Source organism: Robbsia andropogonis, assembly GCF_000970345.1.
Taxonomy (GTDB): domain Bacteria; phylum Pseudomonadota; class Gammaproteobacteria; order Burkholderiales; family Burkholderiaceae; genus Robbsia; species Robbsia andropogonis.
In genome coordinates this window covers 20,485-37,487 of record NZ_LAQU01000018.1, presented here as the reverse complement: position 1 = coordinate 37,487, position 17,003 = coordinate 20,485, and the positions used below count along the sequence as shown (strand labels likewise).

Sequence of the window (17,003 nt, the reverse complement as noted above, 5' to 3'; positions counted from 1 at the left end):
CGGCGGCGCTGAAGCTGGCGCCGCCATCCGCATCAATCGTCTCCTTTTTGCACAAAATGCTTGACCACCAGGAAGATACTGTCTAATATTCGGTCTCTCGGCGAATTAGCTCAGCCGGTTAGAGCGACGGAATCATAATCCGCAGGTCCGGGGTTCGAATCCCTGATTCGCCACCAAAATTAAAAAAGCCCGCTTCGGCGGGCTTTTTTTCGTCCATAAGTTATTGAATTTTTTATTATTATTAAGATTCAAATGTTTAGCCGTTCCGCCGATAAACCTTAGCTCGTACAAAAACGGGCTCGGGGATCCGATGGGATGGACAACGTCTTCGACTACATCGAAGTCTTTTACGATCGAACCCGACTCTACAATCACCGGGATGGCGTCAGTCCCAAGGAACTCCATACGGGAGAATTGGCGGTTCTTGCTGTTGGAGCTGAAGAGAATGGCTTAAATGCTGGAGAAAGCATCCACAGCGTCTCAAGGCAAGGACGTGTCTACGTTTTGGCACTGATTTTCGAGGGTGTGTTGTGCCGGCCTGGATATCTAAGGCGGAACTCATCTGAAGTTGCGCATGTAAATAGAATCGCCAGTTAAGCTGAATCGGCCATGAGATCTTTTGTATCGTCGAAGGGCGCGCTCCCACGCCTTTTCGTTGTCTTGATGCTTATGTATGCTCCGGAGCATGTAACGGCCGACGTAACACTTCGGCAGACCTGTGATCTCACCTCGTGCTCTCCGGGCGATCAAGTCGTTATCTCGGAACCCTATGGCCCATTTGCGGTCGTGACCGTACCCCCTGTTTAGTCCGGACTATTAATTGGGGTAGGGTCAAAAAGGTCAAAAAAGCAGCGCCGCCGTCCTCGCTCGCGCCTTCATTCCAAATCGCAACGAACGTCGAACTCGACTTTTTCCGCCGTGCTTTCTCCCCCAATACAGCAAGGGCCGCCGTGCTAGGTTGACTGTTTTCGTCAAACGCACGATAAAGATTCGCCTCGTCGGCTGTTTTGCCCTTGAGTCGCCAATTCGCGGCAGTCATCGACCGCTCTTTTTCCGACAACGCTGCAACAACGCGAGCCTCTTTAGCCAGCATGGCCTCGAAATCAAGAGACGACAAGGTCGCCCCCCGAAACATCGCACTAATTTCCATCTCTGTTCAGAGCTGCAAGATGGATTGGATGCCCATGCTTGCAAGCACAGGGGCCATTTTTTTTTGAGCAAGCAACGCCTGGAAATACCAAATCAGACGGGACGGAGGATTGGCTCGGACCACCGAGCCCTGCTCAATAATCTGTTGTTCCATAGAGTCAAAGCCTGAAAACCACTTGTCCGCCATACCGGGGAAGTCCAGCTGAGGCGCCCCCTAAAATCGAGAACATTCCTTTACCACAAAGTTTTCGTATGCCACTAAATATCTTATTCAATTTAATCTGGTTATTTTCATAGGAATTACATATAAATAAAATTAATGGCCCGAACAAATATAAATTAGATTCAAGGATACGTTTCTGTTTTATTATTTTTTTGACATCTGAAAATTATTGGCAAGTGGAAGTCTCTCAATCCAATCAGAGGGGAATCACAATGGTAGTAGGTGCAGACAAGCATATTGTTCTGACAGAATCAGAGTCATCCGAAATTCGTCGAGCTTTCAGCATGCTCGACTATGATCCAACAGGGTCGCCCGCGTACCTGAGCGCGGTCAGAAAATGCGCCTATATGAACTTCCCGGACAGGGTGCTGTCCGCGATCGAAGAAATCCAGCGGCCCACCGCGGAGGCATTAGGCTCCTTGCAGATCGACAATCTGCCAATAGATTATGGCGTTCACGGTAGTCCTCGTTTTACAGAAACAGGCCATCTATTCAAAGATGGCGTGCTCAGCGAAAATGTACTCGTCGGCTTTGGCAGTGTGTTGGGAGAGCCCTACTCGATCGCGCATGAGGGCCGTGAGCTTGTTAACAACCTAACCCCTCACAAAGAGACCGCAAAGGAATTTACGGGACTCGGCTCCGAGGTCGAGCTGGACTTCCACATCGAGAACGCGGCACAAGCGCATATGCCCGAAGGCGACACCTCACCTTTTGCGCTGCTCTTGCTTGGTGTCAGAGATGAAGTCGGCGGCGGACCATACACACGCGTGGCCGATTGTCGGCGCGCGCTTGCAATGCTCTCCGACGAGGATATCGACTACCTTTACGGTAAGCATTACATCATCCGTGTGCCATACAGATGGCGTGGTGCCACGGAAACGCAACGTGATAATACGGACCTCAGTCCGATTTTATCTGGCCCTCACTCTGCGCCGCGTGTGACAGTAGCGTTCTACCCAGACATGGTACTGCCAGCCAATGCACGGGCGAAGGCTGCCTTGGACAACTTATACAAAGCAATACGCGAAGTCTCTTTCGGCGCACGAGTCAGTCCGGGCCGACTGTTGGCGATCAACAATCACTTCGCACTTCATTCCCGAGACCGTTTTGAAGCGCAATTTGACGAGAATGGACGAGCGCAGCGATGGGTGCAACGTGTATTTGTAGCGCGAAATCTATGGAATTTCCGTGCTTTTACGGCAATACAAGCCCGTGTTTTCGATCCGAAGGCAAATCCGATCGCCCGCGTTCGCCAGCCGCGTGTTCTCGACTTGACCACACAGTAATACGTGCTGACCAGCATCGCGGTAGGTGGCAACGCGCCCTATTGTCGACATGGGATAGGGACGATAGCGATCGACCGACTGATTTTCACTTCTGACACTGCTGCTTGCCGCGAACTGAAGCCCTATTGGGCTTCGTAACAACCACGAATTCGATTTTAGGTTTTCAGTGAACACTGCCAGTAACTCGCCTCTCTCGAAACCGGTCTCCGGCATAGGATGGACCCTCGCAGCAACTAGCTTCGGCTTCGTCGTCGTGCAACTCGATGTGACAATCGTGAACGTCGCGATGCCGCAAATCGGTAGCAGTCTTGGATCCAGCGTTGCGGGCCTCCAATGGATCGTCGACGCCTATACGTTGGCGTTTGCGGCGTTGCTGCTAACGGCGGGCTCACTGGCTGATCGTTACGGTAGCAAGCGCGTTTTCAGTATGGGTCTGATACTGTTCGGACTGGCGTCGCTCGCTTGTGCGGTTGCTCCGTCCATTGGATTGCTGATTAGTGCACGCGCAATTCAAGGTGTTGGCGCGGCGTTGATTCTTCCGACGTCCCTGTCCTTACTGTCGCACGCGTGTGCCGGTGACCATGCTAAGCGTGCGCACGCGATCGGTTGGTGGAGTGCGATTGGAGGGGCTGTAAGTGCCTTGGGCCCGGTTGCTGGTGGTGTACTCACCAGCGGGTTCGGGTGGCGTTCAATTTTCTTCGTAAATCTGCCTATCTGCCTATTCGGGTGGTGGGCGTGCCAACGGTATGTTGTCGAAACCAATCGTCTAGCGGAGAAGCGACTGGATGTTGCTGGGCAGGTACTGGCGGTTTGCGCGCTATTCTTCATCACTCACTCGGTTATAGATGCCGGTTCGAACGGTTGGGCAAATCCGGCAGTGCTATGGGGCTTCGCATTCGCCCTGAGTTCGGTCGCAGCGTTCCTGTTCAATGAAGCAAGGGTGGGGAATCCCATGATTCCCTTATCCTTGTTCAAAAATCGTACCTTATCGATCTCGGTGATATTGGGATTGGTCTCGAATCTGTCTTTCTACGCGTTGATTTTTGTATTGAGCATTTATTTTCAGCACGTAAAAGGCTATACCCCAACCCAAACCGGCTTCGCTTTGTCGCCGTTCACGGTGATCATGCTAGCGAACGTGGCGAGCGGGAAATTGGCGAAGCGGTATTCTCCGCGTGTTCCGGCAGTGGCAGGTAGTCTCCTATGCGCCCTCAGCTTCGCACTTTTACATGGCATAAGCGAACAGACAACCTACATCCAGATTTTGCCAAGTTTGCTACTACTCGCTATCGGATCGGGCGTAAGCACACCAGCGCTAACATCCACGATCATCGGTAGTGTGGACAAATCCCGCTCTGCTACTGCATCCGCGATCTTCAATGCTGCGCGACAAGTGGGTAGCGCGATCGGCGTTGCGCTATTTGGTGCGCAGATGGTCGGGTCTGCAGCGCAGATGGCAGCAGGTGCCGCATCATCGTTCGACGTATCCACCGTGCTCCGCGTTGCTAGCGCTTTTCTCGCCGCACTGTATCTCTAACTGTTCCAAATCTCACCAGCAGTCAGTGACTTGATGGCAAACGTTTAGGCCATCTTGGCGGACTGCGCTCGCCTACAATTTCACGATAATCAAGGAAAGATCCATGGCAAAGCAACTGATTGATACTGTCGCCATCGTCGATGGGGCATCTACTAGCGCTTATCTCGCACCGGCATTCCGTTCTTACGGCGTAAAGTGCGTACATATCCTTAGCAGTGAGTCACTGCCATCGCGATTGCAAGCGCAGATCAACCCGTCCGACTACGTTCGATCAATCGTACACCGCGGTAACGTTCAGCAAACAGCCGATGCAATTCGCGATTTGGGTATTAGTGTCGTCTTGCCAGGTGGAGGTAGCGGAATTGAGCTTGCATCATGGTTGGCTGACGCGCTGGATGTCCCATTGAAAAATCCTGGAGAACTCGCTGTGGCACGCCGGCATAAGTACGAGCAAATCGAGGCCTTGAAACGTGCCAACATTCATACGCCAAGCCAATATCAAGCAAAAACCCCCGCTGAAATTGTTGATTGGGTATTGAGCAGCGCTTCATTACCGGTGGTAGTGAAACCGACCCGTGGCGCAGGCGTGAAGGGCGTCAAAATCTGTCGATCCCTTGAGCAAGTCGCCGAGGCTGCACAAAACGTACTCGACTCAATTTCCTATTACGACGAGGTGCAGGACGAAATTCTCGTCCAGTCCTACAGCGAGGGGCAAGAATACATCGTGGACGCCGTGTCATACGATGGCAAACATAAAATCGTCAGTGTATGGGAGGTCGAACGAGATCGCCGGCACTCACCCCGCCTCGAAAAAATGTTAGTCGTCGACCATACACAGCGGCAATATGAGTCGATTATTGCGTATGCGAAGCAAGTGCTGGACGCAGTGGGATTACACTACGGCCCGTCGCACATGGAGCTTATCGTGACCGCAGACGGCCCGACCATCGTTGAATTGAACTCCCGCTTGCACGGTAGTCTCGACCCCCGACTCACGACGGCTGTCACTGGCGAAAATCAGATCTCTGCAACCGTTGAGGCCTTCGTAAACCCCTCCCGATTCTTGCAGACGCTTGAGGATGCACCACGCTTTGACGGTTTTTGTGGGCATATCCTCCTTGTCTCGCCAAAAGCTGGCACCCTCAGCGGCGATTTTCCTTGGCACGCTTTAGAGGCTTTACCTTCCTTTGTCAGCGTTAAACGATGGGTTAAACCCGGCGATGCACTTCACGTCACGACCGACTTGCAAACCGCACTTGGCATGGTTGGCGTATTCGATGCTGAATTCGATCAATTGACGCAAGATTGGCAAGCTATACGAAAAATCGAAGCTGATTTCTTTGCAAGCCAGGAACCTTCATTCGCGTAATACAACGCGCAGCGCCGGTCATTACATGTTCGCCGGCGTGCACTGCGCTTTCCCAAAAGGACGTTATCGTGGCCAGTATGTCGGAAGAACTCGTTATCGTTGGCGCCCGGGCGACCGGAACGAGCATCGCACTCGTTGAAGCGGCCATGCGTAGAGGGATGGGGGTTACCATCTTGCTTGAGTCTGGCGTTGAGCTAGATAGGAATGTTTTTCCAAAGCAAACAGAGATTTTCAATGTCGATACCAGAGAATCGGCCGTGATATCTTGGATTCAGGAACGATTCTCTCATCAAGCAGCGAAATTGTATGTCACTACCGCCCACGACTTATATGCGAAACTGGCTGCGAATGTGGCCGCCTCGCTTGGCTGTCTAGGCCCAGATGCGGAATGCGTTACGCTGTCGATTTCGAAATCTGCACAAAAACGTATACTTGAGGAAGCTAGCATTCCAACATCACCTTATGCCGTAATTGACTATCAAAACCGTGATCAGACTAGCAGTTTGGTTTCCGCCTTAGCGATCCCGGTTGTAGTGAAGCCGTCCGAAGGATCAGCTAGCAATGGCGTTCGACTATGCCATTCAATTAAGGATGCAGTGGAACACGTAGCGCTACTGTTCGAGAGCGATGGCGGACTGCAAGAGGGGCAAGTGGTGGTCGAGTCGTTCCTCTCCGGCCATGAGTATTGCGTCGAATTCTTTGACGGCGTCTATGTAGGGTCGATGCGGAAGCTGAAGTCGAGCGGTTTAAGATTTGTAGAGCGTGGATACACGGCTGAGCTGGATCTTCAGGATATTACCCTTGAGCGCATGATTGCCGTATGTGGCGCAGCCGTGGCAGCTGCAGGGCTAACGTGGGGACCTGTCCACCTGGATTGCATCGTCTCACATGACGTGCCCCACATTGTAGAACTGAATCCCCGTATTGCGGGGAGCTTCATATGCGATATCGTGCGAGATGCTTATCACTTCGATCCCGTCGAAGCGTTGCTCGATAAGCTACAGGGCCAGGAAATTCGTCTCCCAAATGCGTTTAAGCCAAAACGATATGCTCGTGTAGATTTCTTCTTGGATGAGGATTCGCCGTCTTGGGATCTTGCAGAGGGCGGAAATGTGTGCACTGGTCCGTTGACGATGCGGTATGGACCATTACGGATTCCTAGCCGCGAAAGACGCGCCTTCGTATATGTTCATGGCACACGATAGGTACCGTGACCGATATACGGAACCGCGTCGGTTCTGTCGCAATAATTGGGTCTGGTATTCTGAAGACTTCGAGCGGACGATCTGATCGATGTGACCTGCCCCTCCTGAGCAGCCCGCAGACAAAACGTGTAAAAATACCGCTTTGCCCGTACGATATTCGAGATGGCCAAGCAAGATTCCATGTCCCTGCCCCGCGATCCAACCGACACTTCTGCCCCCATGTTCACCATCGTACCGGTACGCACGCAACGCGACCTGGAGGCCACCATTGCATTGATCCGCGAGTACGTTGCCTGGCTCGGTATCGATCTGTCGTACCAGTCGTTTGAGGAGGAAATGGCGACGATGCCGGGGAAGTATGCGCCACCCAATGGCGAGCTCTGGCTCGCGCGCCATACGGTACACGGCACGCCGCTAGCCTGCATCGGCTTACGCCCACTGCCGGACACCGCAACGCAAGGGCTGTGCGAAGTAAAGCGCCTCTTTGTATCCGAACATGCGCGCGGGATGGGGGTCGGACGGGCGATGGTAGCCACGGTTGTCGACCACGCACGCAAACTTGGCTATCGGGAGATGCGGCTCGATACGCTGACAACGATGGTCGCGGCACAAAGGCTTTATCGTGAAGCGGGCTTCATCGACATTCCGGCCTATTATGAAACGCCGGTGGAAAACACTTGCTTCATGGCAAAGCAGTTATAAAAGCGACGATCGACACAGCTGCAAACAACCCGGCGTACAGGTTCAAGTCCGCTGCCAACCCTGATAGAACAGCCGTACACCAAAGCCCGCCAGCGCCAGCCCGGTAATGCGCTCCAGCAACAGCCTGGCGCGTTGATACGCCCGGCGTACAACCGGCAGGGAAAATGCCTGACTCACCACGCAACGCCAAGCCAGCGAGGTGATGACGATACCAACCCACGTCCCCACCTTCGTTTCCCAATTCGTCGCAGGCGTCAGCACGACGGAAAAAACGCTGGCGAAGAACAATGCTGTTTGCGGATTGCCGAGATCCGTCAGCAAGCCGCGCCGGAACAACGAAACTGGTGTGGCAGCAGGTGCGCCATCCACGGGATCGCCCGACGTTCCTGCGTCGAGCACATGTCGCGGCGCCAGCGCAGATCCCGATGCCGTTACCGCGCCCCGCCCTGCAACACTATTGGCACCTGCCCGCTTGCGTGCCGCACGTTGTCCGGCCAGGAACATACGCAAGCCGAACCACATCAAGTACATGCCGCCGGCAAGCTTGATAACCGAAAACAACGTCCCGCCTTTCGCGATCATCGTCGCCATACCCAACAGGCCCAGCGCCGCGTAAAGCGCATCACCGGCGGCTACGCCCAGTCCCGTGATAAAGCCGGCGGTTCGCCCCTGTGTGACACTCGCCTGCACGACAACCAGCAGATTAGGGCCTGGACTCATGAAGGTTACCGCAAACAGACCCATGGCCAGTAAGACGACTTGGATAGACATTTCCGACTTTCCACCGAAGTAAAGCGGTTAATCGAAGCAAACTGAAGCTTCAAACACTAGCTCGGCCTGATCATCGCGTCATTGAAGAAACGAAGGAATGGCGCGCCGGACGCAACACAGGACATGGTCCTGTTTTCAGGTCAATATTTTCCACATCACAAGCACCATCGTAATGCCGACTACGGAAACCAAGGTCTGCAGTAGCGACCATACCCAAATCGTTTCCTTGAGTTTCAGGCCGAAGAATTCCCGGACCATCCAGAAACCAGCATCGTTCACATGACAGAAGAAGACCGAACCCGCACCAATCGACAGTGTCAACAAAGCACCATGCGTTGCCGGCATTCCCATCGCCAACGGCGCGACAATGCCTGCCGTGGTCGTGGTGGCGACCGTTGCCGAGCCGGTCGCCTGACGCAGACAGATTGCAATCAGATAGGCCAGTAGTACTAGTGGCAGATGCGTACCGGTGGCAACCTTGCTAACCGTGTCGCTGATCCCGGCCAATACCAATGTCTGCTTCAAGCCGCCGCCCGCGCCGATAGTCAGCAGCAAGATGCAAATCGGCGGAAGGCTGCGACGCAGGATGTTGCCCACTTCGTTCTTCCCACGCCCCGTGGCCCAACCGAAACCAACGATCGCCACGATAACCGTGAGGCTCAAGGTGATGATCGGTTCGCCGAGGAATTCAAGTGCCTGCGTGAGTGGTGACGCGGCAGGCAGCAACAACCGGGCGATGGTCCGCCCCAGCATCAAGATCACCGGCAGCAGGATCGTGATCAACGACATACCGAAACTCGGGCGACGATACCGCGATGCATCCGCGTCAGCAACCGGCACCGCGGCATGCTCACCATCAAAGGTTGCCCCAATCGCCACCGCCGCCGCGTCGGACTCTCCATCGCGTGCGCGTTGCGCGGCGATCCGCGGACCCAGCCACATCCCGTAAAGCGGGCCTGCGATGATGATGGCCGGGATTGCGGCGATAAAACCCAGCAGAATCGTCATGCCCAGGTCCGCGTGCAGCGCACTGACGGCAATCAGCGGACCCGGATGCGGCGGCAGCAACGCGTGCAATGTCGTCATGCCGGCCAATGCCGGGATCGCGATTCGCAGCACCGGCTGGTTCGCGCGTCGTGCCATCACGAAAATGATCGGCACCATGACGACCAGGCCAACTTCGAAAAACAACGGCAAGCCGATGATCACCGCGACACCTGCCATCAACCAAGGCAGCGTACGTGGCGTCGAGCGACGCAACATCGCGTCGACAAGGCGATCCGCCGCGCCTGATTCCGCCATCAGCGCGCCCAGCATTGCACCCAAAGCGATGATGACGCCGACATCGCCAAGCAAGCCGCCTGCCCCCTGACTGAAAGCTTTTGCGACTTTCTCCATAGGCAGGCCCGCCACGGCACCGGCAACGAAGGTGCCAAGCAGGATCGCGAAAAACGGCGCGATCCGTAACACCGCAATTAGCGTGACGACAGTCGCCAGTGCCAACACGCAGGCAAGTATCAGTTGTGAATCGTGCTGCAGCCAAGCGCTGGCGGCAATCGCATGCGTCGTATCCAAAGCATTCCCCGAGAACCCGTCATCGCTCAAATGAAAGGATAACGAAAGACTGGTCCGTATGACCGTGATATGTGGTTATAACAATTGCCAATACAACTTTAAAGTGGCAAACGGCGCGTATTAAAGCACCAATTTATCGAACAGATCATCGGACAACGCCGATCTCGACCCAATTTCCGGGTTTACACCTAGACATTTAAACTTACAAATGACTATGAAGATTTTCCATCATCGTCTCAAGCATATGAAAATTTTGAAATGCTCACCAGGCACGAGACGTGCTTAGCTTTGATGCACGTACCGTGATGTACCCCGTGTGGCGTGAGTGACAAGACAATTTTCCCCGCATTATCGGTGCGCTTGGCTCGATTGCAAGGCCTGGCAAGCGTTATGAAGGGACGTGTCACAATCATTCGATACCCACGGGCGCTACTGCAAACTATTCGCGACAGATCGGTCTTTTTCACGTTTTTACGCACCATTGCGCGGCACCGCCCATGCGAGATCGTTTCCCTGTCACCACGCCAGAAGCCGTAGCTGCCGCGTTGCCCGCGAACGAAGCTGCGCGCATCGCGGCACTGGAGCGGCTTGCACTACTCGATACCGAGCCCGAGATAGCGTTCAACGACATTGTCCAATTAGCCGCTACGGTGTGCGATACGCCTATTGCATTGGTGTCGCTCATTGACCGGGACCGCCAATGGTTCAAGGCCCGGATTGGCCTGGATGCCACGCAGACGCATCGGGACCTGGCATTTTGCGCTCACGCGATTCTGCAGCCCGAAGCGCTGACAATTGTCTTGGATGCCACCGCGGACGCGCGATTCAGCGGCAATCCTCTGGTGACCGATGAACCCGGGATCCGTTTCTACGCGGGTGCGCCGCTACGCTCCCCTGACGGCCATGCGCTCGGCACCCTTTGCGTCATCGACACCAAGCCTCGCTCGCTGGACGATAAGAGCGGCCTGGCGCCGTTCACTGCCGCCCAGCAACAAGGATTACTAGCATTGGCGCGACAAGCGACGGCGCTTATCCAGTTGCGCGAACTCGGCCTTGCGCGCGCGCGACAAAACCATGCCTTGCGACAGAAAATCACAATGGCGTTGGCTGACACTTCGGACGCCGACGAAGGCCTCTACGCACGACTGCGGCATGAGCAACGCGTCAACGCCGTCGGACAATTGGCCAGTGGTATCGCGCATGATTTCAACAACTTGTTGCAGACCATCAGTACAAGCCTGCAGCTGGTGCAACGCAAGGCTGAACAGGCGGAGCACGTGCGACGTTGGGCAAACAGTGGCATGCTCGCGGTCGAGCACGGTGCCAGCCTGGTATCCCAGCTTCTGGCATTTTCGCGTAACCGGACTGACGGCGAGGACCACGAGGCCGCGCAGCCGGTGTGCTGTGTCGATGCCACCATCGAGCGCATCGAAGACCTCCTCGCCCGCGTCCTGGGTCCGGAAATCCGCCTGACATTTGCATTGAACGCGGGCACGGCGTGTATCGACTGCGCCGCGACGCAGATCGAAGCCGCTATGATGAATATGGTCATCAACGCCCGCGACGCAATGCGCAACGTTGGCAGCATCCGCATCACGACCATGCGTACACGGGTCGATGCGGTCCCGCACGACGGTGCATCCGCATCGATTGCCGGCACGGCAGTGTCTGGCGGCGCGGTGGGTGATGTAACACCTTCCCAGGGCGACGCCATGACCCCGCCGCTTGCCGAGGGTGATTACGTCATGTTGCAAGTTTCGGATTCCGGACCGGGAATGCCGGAGGATGTCGCGGCCCGGGCATTCGAGCCTTTCTTCACGACAAAACCGGCAAACAAGGGGACCGGACTGGGTTTGGCTCAGGTCCAGGCGGCGGCGCTGAAAGCAGGCGGCACAGCCCGCATCGATGCCTCGCCACACACCGGCACGACGGTCACTTTGTGGTTGCGCATCAGTACGGCGGACGAAATGTCCGCCCTCGTCGCATCGACGGAAACCAGCCAGGCGATGTTGGACGGCGTGCCGCCCGCGATAGTGGTGGGCATCCCGCCATCCGCGGACCCGCCGCCGCAACCGCCCCGGGTCTTGCTGGTTGACGACCAGCGTGATCTGCGCACGGCGCTTGCGGCCTTGCTGGAGGAAGCCGGGTTCGTCGTGGAGCAAGTGGAAAGCGGGTTGGCGGCGCTTCAGCAAATCGATCTCTCGATACCGGATATTGTCATCAGCGACTGTGCGATGCACGGGTTCAACGGCGCGCTTTTAGGGCGGGTCCTTGGGGCGATGCATCCCCGATTGCCCATCCTCTTCATGACCGGCCACATCAACCTGGATCTGGTCCGGGCGGATCTTCCCGCCGAAGCCATCCTGCTGCGCAAGCCCATTGTCATCGACGCGCTGATTACGCGCATCGATGCCGCGCTGCAAGCGCTGCCGAATGCGGAACGCTTCACCCGCTATCAACGTTCGGACAATGCGAACGTCGTCGGGCCTGCCGAGCCGCCTATAGCGTCATCCGGCATGCAAGCCGTCGGATAGTGCAATGCCGCCAGCGCTCACCTCATGGGTGACCTGCCACTAAAGGCGCACGCAAGACTTATCCGAACGAAAACACCCGCAGGAATACAGCGCCCATGCGCACCGACACGGCGGCGCCGGTGCGATCGGATGCCGGTTGAAAGGCAGGTGCAGTAACATCACGCGGTTATCTGCCTATTGTTCCCGTTCCTGCCGATGTCTGTAGAAAGCGCGCTCGTCGTTTGCCGGTTCCTCCATTTCGCCGCGCTGTTCGCGTGGTTTGGGCGAACGCTGTTTGTCGGGATCATCGCCATGCCCGGCGCCGCACGCCACCTCATATGCGTCACGCGCCGCACCACATGGTGGATGGCTGTGCTGACACTACTCAGTGCCTACGCCCTGGTTCCGATTGAAACGGCGCAGATGACTGGTGGGTGGGACGACGCCTGGCAGCCATCGATGTGGCTTGCCGTGCTGGACACGCCGTTCGGTGCGGTCTGGCGATTGCATCTGGTACTTGTACTGGCGACGACCCCTCTTGCGCTCGCGCGATCCCGCGCTCTCACGCTTATCACCTTGGCCGGCACTGCCGCGCTGCTGATGACGCTGGGCCTCGAAGGCCATGCGGCCATGCTGAGCGGCTGGGGTGGTGCCTTGCAACGCACGAACCACGCCTTGCATCTGCTCGCCACCGCGGCATGGGCCGGCATGCTCCCCCTCCTGTTACCGATTCTGTCGCAACTCTCGCATACGCCATCATCTGCGTTGCCCCGGTTACAACCCTATAACCGTGCCGAGGCGCAGCGCACATTACAGCGTTTTTCCATTGCGGGCCACATCGCGGTCGCGTTGGCAGTGGCAACCGGCATCGCGAATATTGCCTGGATTCTAGGCACGCTTCCCTGGACCGGCACCATGTCCAATGCGCCTTATCGCGATGGATTGATGGAAAAGTGCGTGCTTGTCGCGGCGATGATCGCGATTGCGCTGGTGAATCGCTATGGTATCGTCCCGGCCATGCGGCATGTCGACGTAGACCGCGTTGCGTCGACTACGCGCCCGGACAGACTTCAACGATTGCAGCGTGCATTCGCCCTGCTGACATGGATCGAGATCGGCATCGCCCTGGTGGTCATCGCGTTGGTCAGCCACTTCGCGACACTCGATCCCCATTGACCGGCTCCGCGATTTCCCCCAGCATCGTCCCTGCTTCCTCTATTCTTTCAACGTCATCGTGCCGTCTACATTGCCGCATTCCACCGAACCGTCCGAGCGCTACCTGAAACTGCTGGGGGAAACCGCGCAGGTCAAGTGGTCCGAACTCGCGCCGTTGCACCTGCGCGGCGCCCTGCTGCACATTGCCGGTGACCTCGACCTGGTCAGCGTGGCCGAAGCGGTCGCGGGCGACGACGCGCGTCAAGTGGCGGCATGGGCGTCGAGCGGCCTACTCGAACGGATGCCCGCGGCCATGGCCGCCACCTACGAAGCCAGCGATGCATCGCTTTGGGCCGTGGTTGTCGCGCCCTGGGTGCTGGTACAGAAACGGCATGCAGGAGACAACGCGGCGTTCACGGCGCGGCAAGACGGTGACCAGGCAAAGCCGACGGGCGGGAATGACAAAACGTAATACGCGCCGGCGGGCAGCCGGTATCCTGGATCTCGAATCGATCCTGTTCTCGCAAGGCTTTGGTGCGCGGCGAGCGTGCCGTGCCCTGGTCGAACGGGGCGCCATCGTCATCGACGGCATCGCGCAATCGGACCCGGATGGAGAATGGGAGACCGCTGGTCTGACCCTCGAGGTCGACGGCCAGGTCTGGCCCTTTTGCGATAAAGCCTATCTGATGCTGCACAAACCGGCAGGCGTGGAATGTTCACGCGATCCGCAGCATCATGCCAGCGTGTTTTCCCTGCTGCCAACGCCACTGACGGTACGGGGGGTGCAATGCGTCGGCCGGCTGGACCAGGACACCACCGGTCTGCTTCTGCTATCGGACGACGGCGCGTTCGTGCATGCGATGGCGTCGCCGCGACGGCATGTGCCAAAACGCTATCACGCCACCGTGAAACACCCACTCGACGACGTTCAGTTGCGCACGTTACACGATGGTGTCCTGCTGCACGGAGAGACCGCGCCGAGCCGGGCACTCGACACGGCGGCGCTATCCTCCCACAGGTTGATGCTCACCATCGCCGAAGGCAAGTATCACCAAGTGAAACGGATGGTCGCCGCCGTCGGTAATCGCGTCGAGGCGCTACACCGCGCGGCGATCGGCACGCTATCCTTGCCCGAAGACCTGCCGCCCGGGGAATGGCGCTGGCTCACGTCGGACGATCTCGCGGCGTTACAGACACCCTTGCCTGCCTCGCCCCTCTGAACAAGTAACTCTTACGTGGGCGACTCAAGTGCTGGCCGCCAGCGTGACCAATAAAGCGTCGACATCCGGGTAACGCAGTCGGACACCCAGTTCGCGATGGAGACGCCGATTATCCAATTGCCGCGACTCGCGCATGAACGACCACATCGTCGGCGACAATGCCTTCACGGCCTCGTCACGTGGCAGTCGTGGCGCGCGCGGCAAACGCAGCGCATCGGCCACCTTGTCGAAGTAGTCTCCCATGCGCAGACGGCTATCGTCGCTCGCGTGGTAAAGACGCTGCGGACGACCGTGGGTCAACGCCCGAACCGCGATGGTGGCCAGATCATCGGCGTGAATATGATTGGTGTAGACGTCGTCGCTTTCGCGCAACGCCGGCATCCGGTCCCGCAGCCGCCCTTCAGGCAGCCGATCCGCCGCATAGATCCCAGGGATACGCAGGATCGCTACCCGGTGGCGCAAGCTGGCACCGTTGCTTATCCTCCGCAAACCGGACGTTTCGCGCCATTTTCGTTCGGCATCGACGCGCCGCACCGCGCGGGCGTTGCTGGGCGACACAACGCGCGTTTCGGGCACTAGCGCACCACCACAATCCCCGTAGACGCCACTGGTACTCGCGTAGACAGCGCGTAATGTCCGGTCGCCGCGGCGGTAAGCCGCCGGGGCAGGAGTGTCGGGTACAATACCTCCGAAACGACGTCGGTGCGGGCCCTGCGCACGCCTCGCCGCGACCACGGACGCAACGGCGGTGATCCAGCGTGCCGTACGCGCATCCGCCTCGCCGTCTGGTGCAGGAGGGGCGAAGTACAGGACACCGAAGGCGGACGCGGCCAACGCTGCGGCGCGCCGCAGCGACCGTCTGGCGTCCAGATCGCCGGCCACGTACGAGACCCGCGTCAACGCATCGTGCGCAGTCGATGATGCAAGTGCTGGTAACGGCATGTGCCGAGGCGATGCGCCTTCAGATGGCGTTGCGGCATCGCCCGGCCCCGTGCCGCGCCTGGCGACCGGTGCGATAGGGGCCGCGTGACGCCGCATTGCCACAATCCGGTAACGGGGAGTGAGCAGCGGAGTAGTGCGCGTGGCGACATCGCCGAAGCCGACGATGACGACGCGGGGGCGGCGGAGTAGACGCGTGGCAATCATGCCGTCATTGTAGCGCGCGCGTGGCGAACGCTTGCATCCGCCCGTAGCCGGTCCCGTGCGCGCCCCCCCTTTTCCTTCGATATCGATTTTTATTGATCCATGAGCTTTAACGTTACGCTTCGGCCCAGCGGCCGCCAATTTCAAGTCGATACCGACGAAAGCATCCTTGCCGCGGCGCTGCGTCAGGGTATCGGGCTACCCTATGGTTGCAAGAACGGGGCATGCGGATCGTGCAAGGGTCTGCTGGTGGAGGGGACCGTGGAGCAAGGTCCGCACTCGTCGTCGGCGCTGAGTAACGACGAGAAGACGCGCGGTCACGTGCTGGTTTGCTGCGCCCAAGCCACCTCGGATCTGAACATCCAGATCCGCGAGATTGCCGGCGCGGGCGACATGCCGGCGAAGAAACTCCCTTGCCGCGTGGCGGAATTGGAAAAGGCGGCCGACGACGTAATGATCGTCAAGTTGCAACTGCCGGCCAACGAACGACTGCAATACATGGCTGGCCAGTTCCTCGAATTTATCCTGAAGGACGGCAAGCGGCGCGCATATTCAATCGCGACCGCACCGCACCATGAGGGCCCGATCGAACTGCACATTCGGCATCTGCCCGGCGGCCAGTTCACGGACCATGTGTTTTCCGCGATGAAAGCGCGCGACATCTTGCGCTTCGAAGGACCGCTCGGGTCATTCTTCCTGCGCGAAGACAGCGACAAGCCGATCGTGCTGCTGGCGTCGGGGACCGGATTTGCGCCGATCAAGGCGATTGTCGAACACGCGATCCACAAACAGATCACCCGTCCGATTACGTTGTACTGGGGCGCACGCAAACGCGCTGACCTGTATCTCGAAAAATTGGCCGCGGAATGGGTCACCGCGCTACCCGGCTTCTCCTTTGTGCCGGTATTGTCGGACCCGCTCGATACGGATGGCTGGACGGGACGAACCGGCTTCGTGCATCATGCAGTGATCGCCGATATTGCCGACCTGTCGGGCCATCAGGTATATGCCTGCGGGGCGCCGGTCATGGTGGAGTCCGCGGTGCGTGACTTCACCGCACACCACGGATTGCCGGCCGAGGAATTCTACGCGGACGCCTTCACCAGCGAAGCGGACCTCGCCAACGCGGTGTAACGCGGCGAAAGTTGCAGCCAG

At 57.7% G+C, this 17,003-nt stretch carries 14 protein-coding genes, 1 tRNA gene and 1 pseudogene; 11 read left to right on the top strand and 5 right to left on the bottom strand.

Annotated features, from left to right (window positions below):
- Nucleotides 1–99: 99 nt before the first annotated feature.
- Nucleotides 100–176 (top strand) — tRNA-Met (locus tag WM40_RS16570).
- Nucleotides 177–754: 578 nt separating this feature from the next.
- Here the strand turns inward: WM40_RS16570 and WM40_RS16565 are convergent.
- Nucleotides 755–1,150, bottom strand: a complete 396-nt coding sequence (locus WM40_RS16565) for a hypothetical protein (protein WP_052738368.1) — start codon at nucleotides 1,148–1,150, stop codon at nucleotides 755–757.
- 6 nt (nucleotides 1,151–1,156) lie between these two features.
- On the bottom strand, nucleotides 1,157–1,336 hold the full coding sequence (locus WM40_RS16560) for a Tox-REase-5 domain-containing protein (protein WP_024901689.1): 180 nt from the start codon (nucleotides 1,334–1,336) through the stop codon (nucleotides 1,157–1,159).
- A gap of 248 nt (nucleotides 1,337–1,584) precedes the next feature.
- Here WM40_RS16560 and WM40_RS16555 point away from each other — a divergent pair, with 248 nt between their 5' ends.
- From WM40_RS16555 to WM40_RS16535, 5 genes are all read left to right on the top strand, one after another.
- A complete protein-coding gene (locus WM40_RS16555) occupies nucleotides 1,585–2,658 on the top strand; it encodes a TauD/TfdA family dioxygenase (protein ID WP_024901690.1) in 1,074 nt (357 codons plus the stop codon).
- 166 nt (nucleotides 2,659–2,824) lie between these two features.
- Nucleotides 2,825–4,195, top strand: a complete 1,371-nt coding sequence (locus WM40_RS16550) for an MFS transporter (RefSeq protein ID WP_046153413.1) — start codon at nucleotides 2,825–2,827, stop codon at nucleotides 4,193–4,195.
- Between the two features lie 103 nt (nucleotides 4,196–4,298).
- Nucleotides 4,299–5,564 carry an ATP-grasp domain-containing protein gene (locus WM40_RS16545; RefSeq protein ID WP_024901692.1) on the top strand — a complete coding sequence of 422 codons (1,266 nt, stop codon included), beginning with the start codon at nucleotides 4,299–4,301 and terminating at the stop codon, nucleotides 5,562–5,564.
- 77 nt (nucleotides 5,565–5,641) lie between these two features.
- Nucleotides 5,642–6,769 (top strand): ATP-grasp domain-containing protein, encoded by a 1,128-nt coding sequence (locus WM40_RS16540; RefSeq protein ID WP_052738367.1) that lies wholly within the window; start codon nucleotides 5,642–5,644, stop codon nucleotides 6,767–6,769.
- 162 nt (nucleotides 6,770–6,931) lie between these two features.
- Nucleotides 6,932–7,471 (top strand): GNAT family N-acetyltransferase, encoded by a 540-nt coding sequence (locus tag WM40_RS16535; RefSeq protein WP_201779143.1) that lies wholly within the window; start codon nucleotides 6,932–6,934, stop codon nucleotides 7,469–7,471.
- 42 nt (nucleotides 7,472–7,513) lie between these two features.
- Here WM40_RS16535 and WM40_RS16530 read toward each other — a convergent pair whose 3' ends face one another.
- Both WM40_RS16530 and WM40_RS16525 read right to left on the bottom strand, forming a co-directional pair.
- Entirely contained in the window at nucleotides 7,514–8,242 is a 729-nt protein-coding gene (locus WM40_RS16530; RefSeq protein ID WP_024901694.1) for a LysE family transporter, read from the bottom strand.
- 135 nt (nucleotides 8,243–8,377) lie between these two features.
- On the bottom strand, nucleotides 8,378–9,817 hold the full coding sequence (locus tag WM40_RS16525; RefSeq protein WP_082102872.1) for a GntT/GntP/DsdX family permease: 1,440 nt from the start codon (nucleotides 9,815–9,817) through the stop codon (nucleotides 8,378–8,380).
- Nucleotides 9,818–10,314: 497 nt separating this feature from the next.
- On the opposite strand from WM40_RS16525, the gene WM40_RS16520 reads away from it, so the two are divergent.
- From WM40_RS16520 to WM40_RS16505, 4 genes and pseudogenes are all read left to right on the top strand, one after another.
- On the top strand, nucleotides 10,315–12,351 hold the full coding sequence (locus WM40_RS16520) for a response regulator (RefSeq protein WP_052738366.1): 2,037 nt from the start codon (nucleotides 10,315–10,317) through the stop codon (nucleotides 12,349–12,351).
- Nucleotides 12,352–12,546: 195 nt separating this feature from the next.
- Nucleotides 12,547–13,506, top strand: a complete 960-nt coding sequence (copD, locus tag WM40_RS16515; RefSeq protein ID WP_052738365.1) for a copper homeostasis membrane protein CopD — start codon at nucleotides 12,547–12,549, stop codon at nucleotides 13,504–13,506.
- A 55-nt stretch (nucleotides 13,507–13,561) separates the two neighbouring features.
- Nucleotides 13,562–13,876, top strand: a pseudogene (locus WM40_RS16510) (DUF2288 domain-containing protein); the annotation flags it as partial.
- A gap of 106 nt (nucleotides 13,877–13,982) precedes the next feature.
- On the top strand, nucleotides 13,983–14,705 hold the full coding sequence (locus WM40_RS16505; RefSeq protein WP_046153433.1) for a 16S rRNA pseudouridine(516) synthase: 723 nt from the start codon (nucleotides 13,983–13,985) through the stop codon (nucleotides 14,703–14,705).
- 24 nt (nucleotides 14,706–14,729) lie between these two features.
- On the opposite strand, the gene WM40_RS16500 is transcribed toward WM40_RS16505, so the two are convergent.
- Nucleotides 14,730–15,851: a Rossmann-fold NAD(P)-binding domain-containing protein gene (locus tag WM40_RS16500; RefSeq protein WP_046153412.1), complete on the bottom strand. Its 1,122-nt coding sequence runs from the start codon at nucleotides 15,849–15,851 to the stop codon at nucleotides 14,730–14,732.
- A 99-nt stretch (nucleotides 15,852–15,950) separates the two neighbouring features.
- Between WM40_RS16500 and WM40_RS16495 the strand changes: the two genes are divergently transcribed.
- Nucleotides 15,951–16,982, top strand: a complete 1,032-nt coding sequence (locus WM40_RS16495) for a CDP-6-deoxy-delta-3,4-glucoseen reductase (protein ID WP_024901701.1) — start codon at nucleotides 15,951–15,953, stop codon at nucleotides 16,980–16,982.
- Nucleotides 16,983–17,003: the final 21 nt, after the last annotated feature.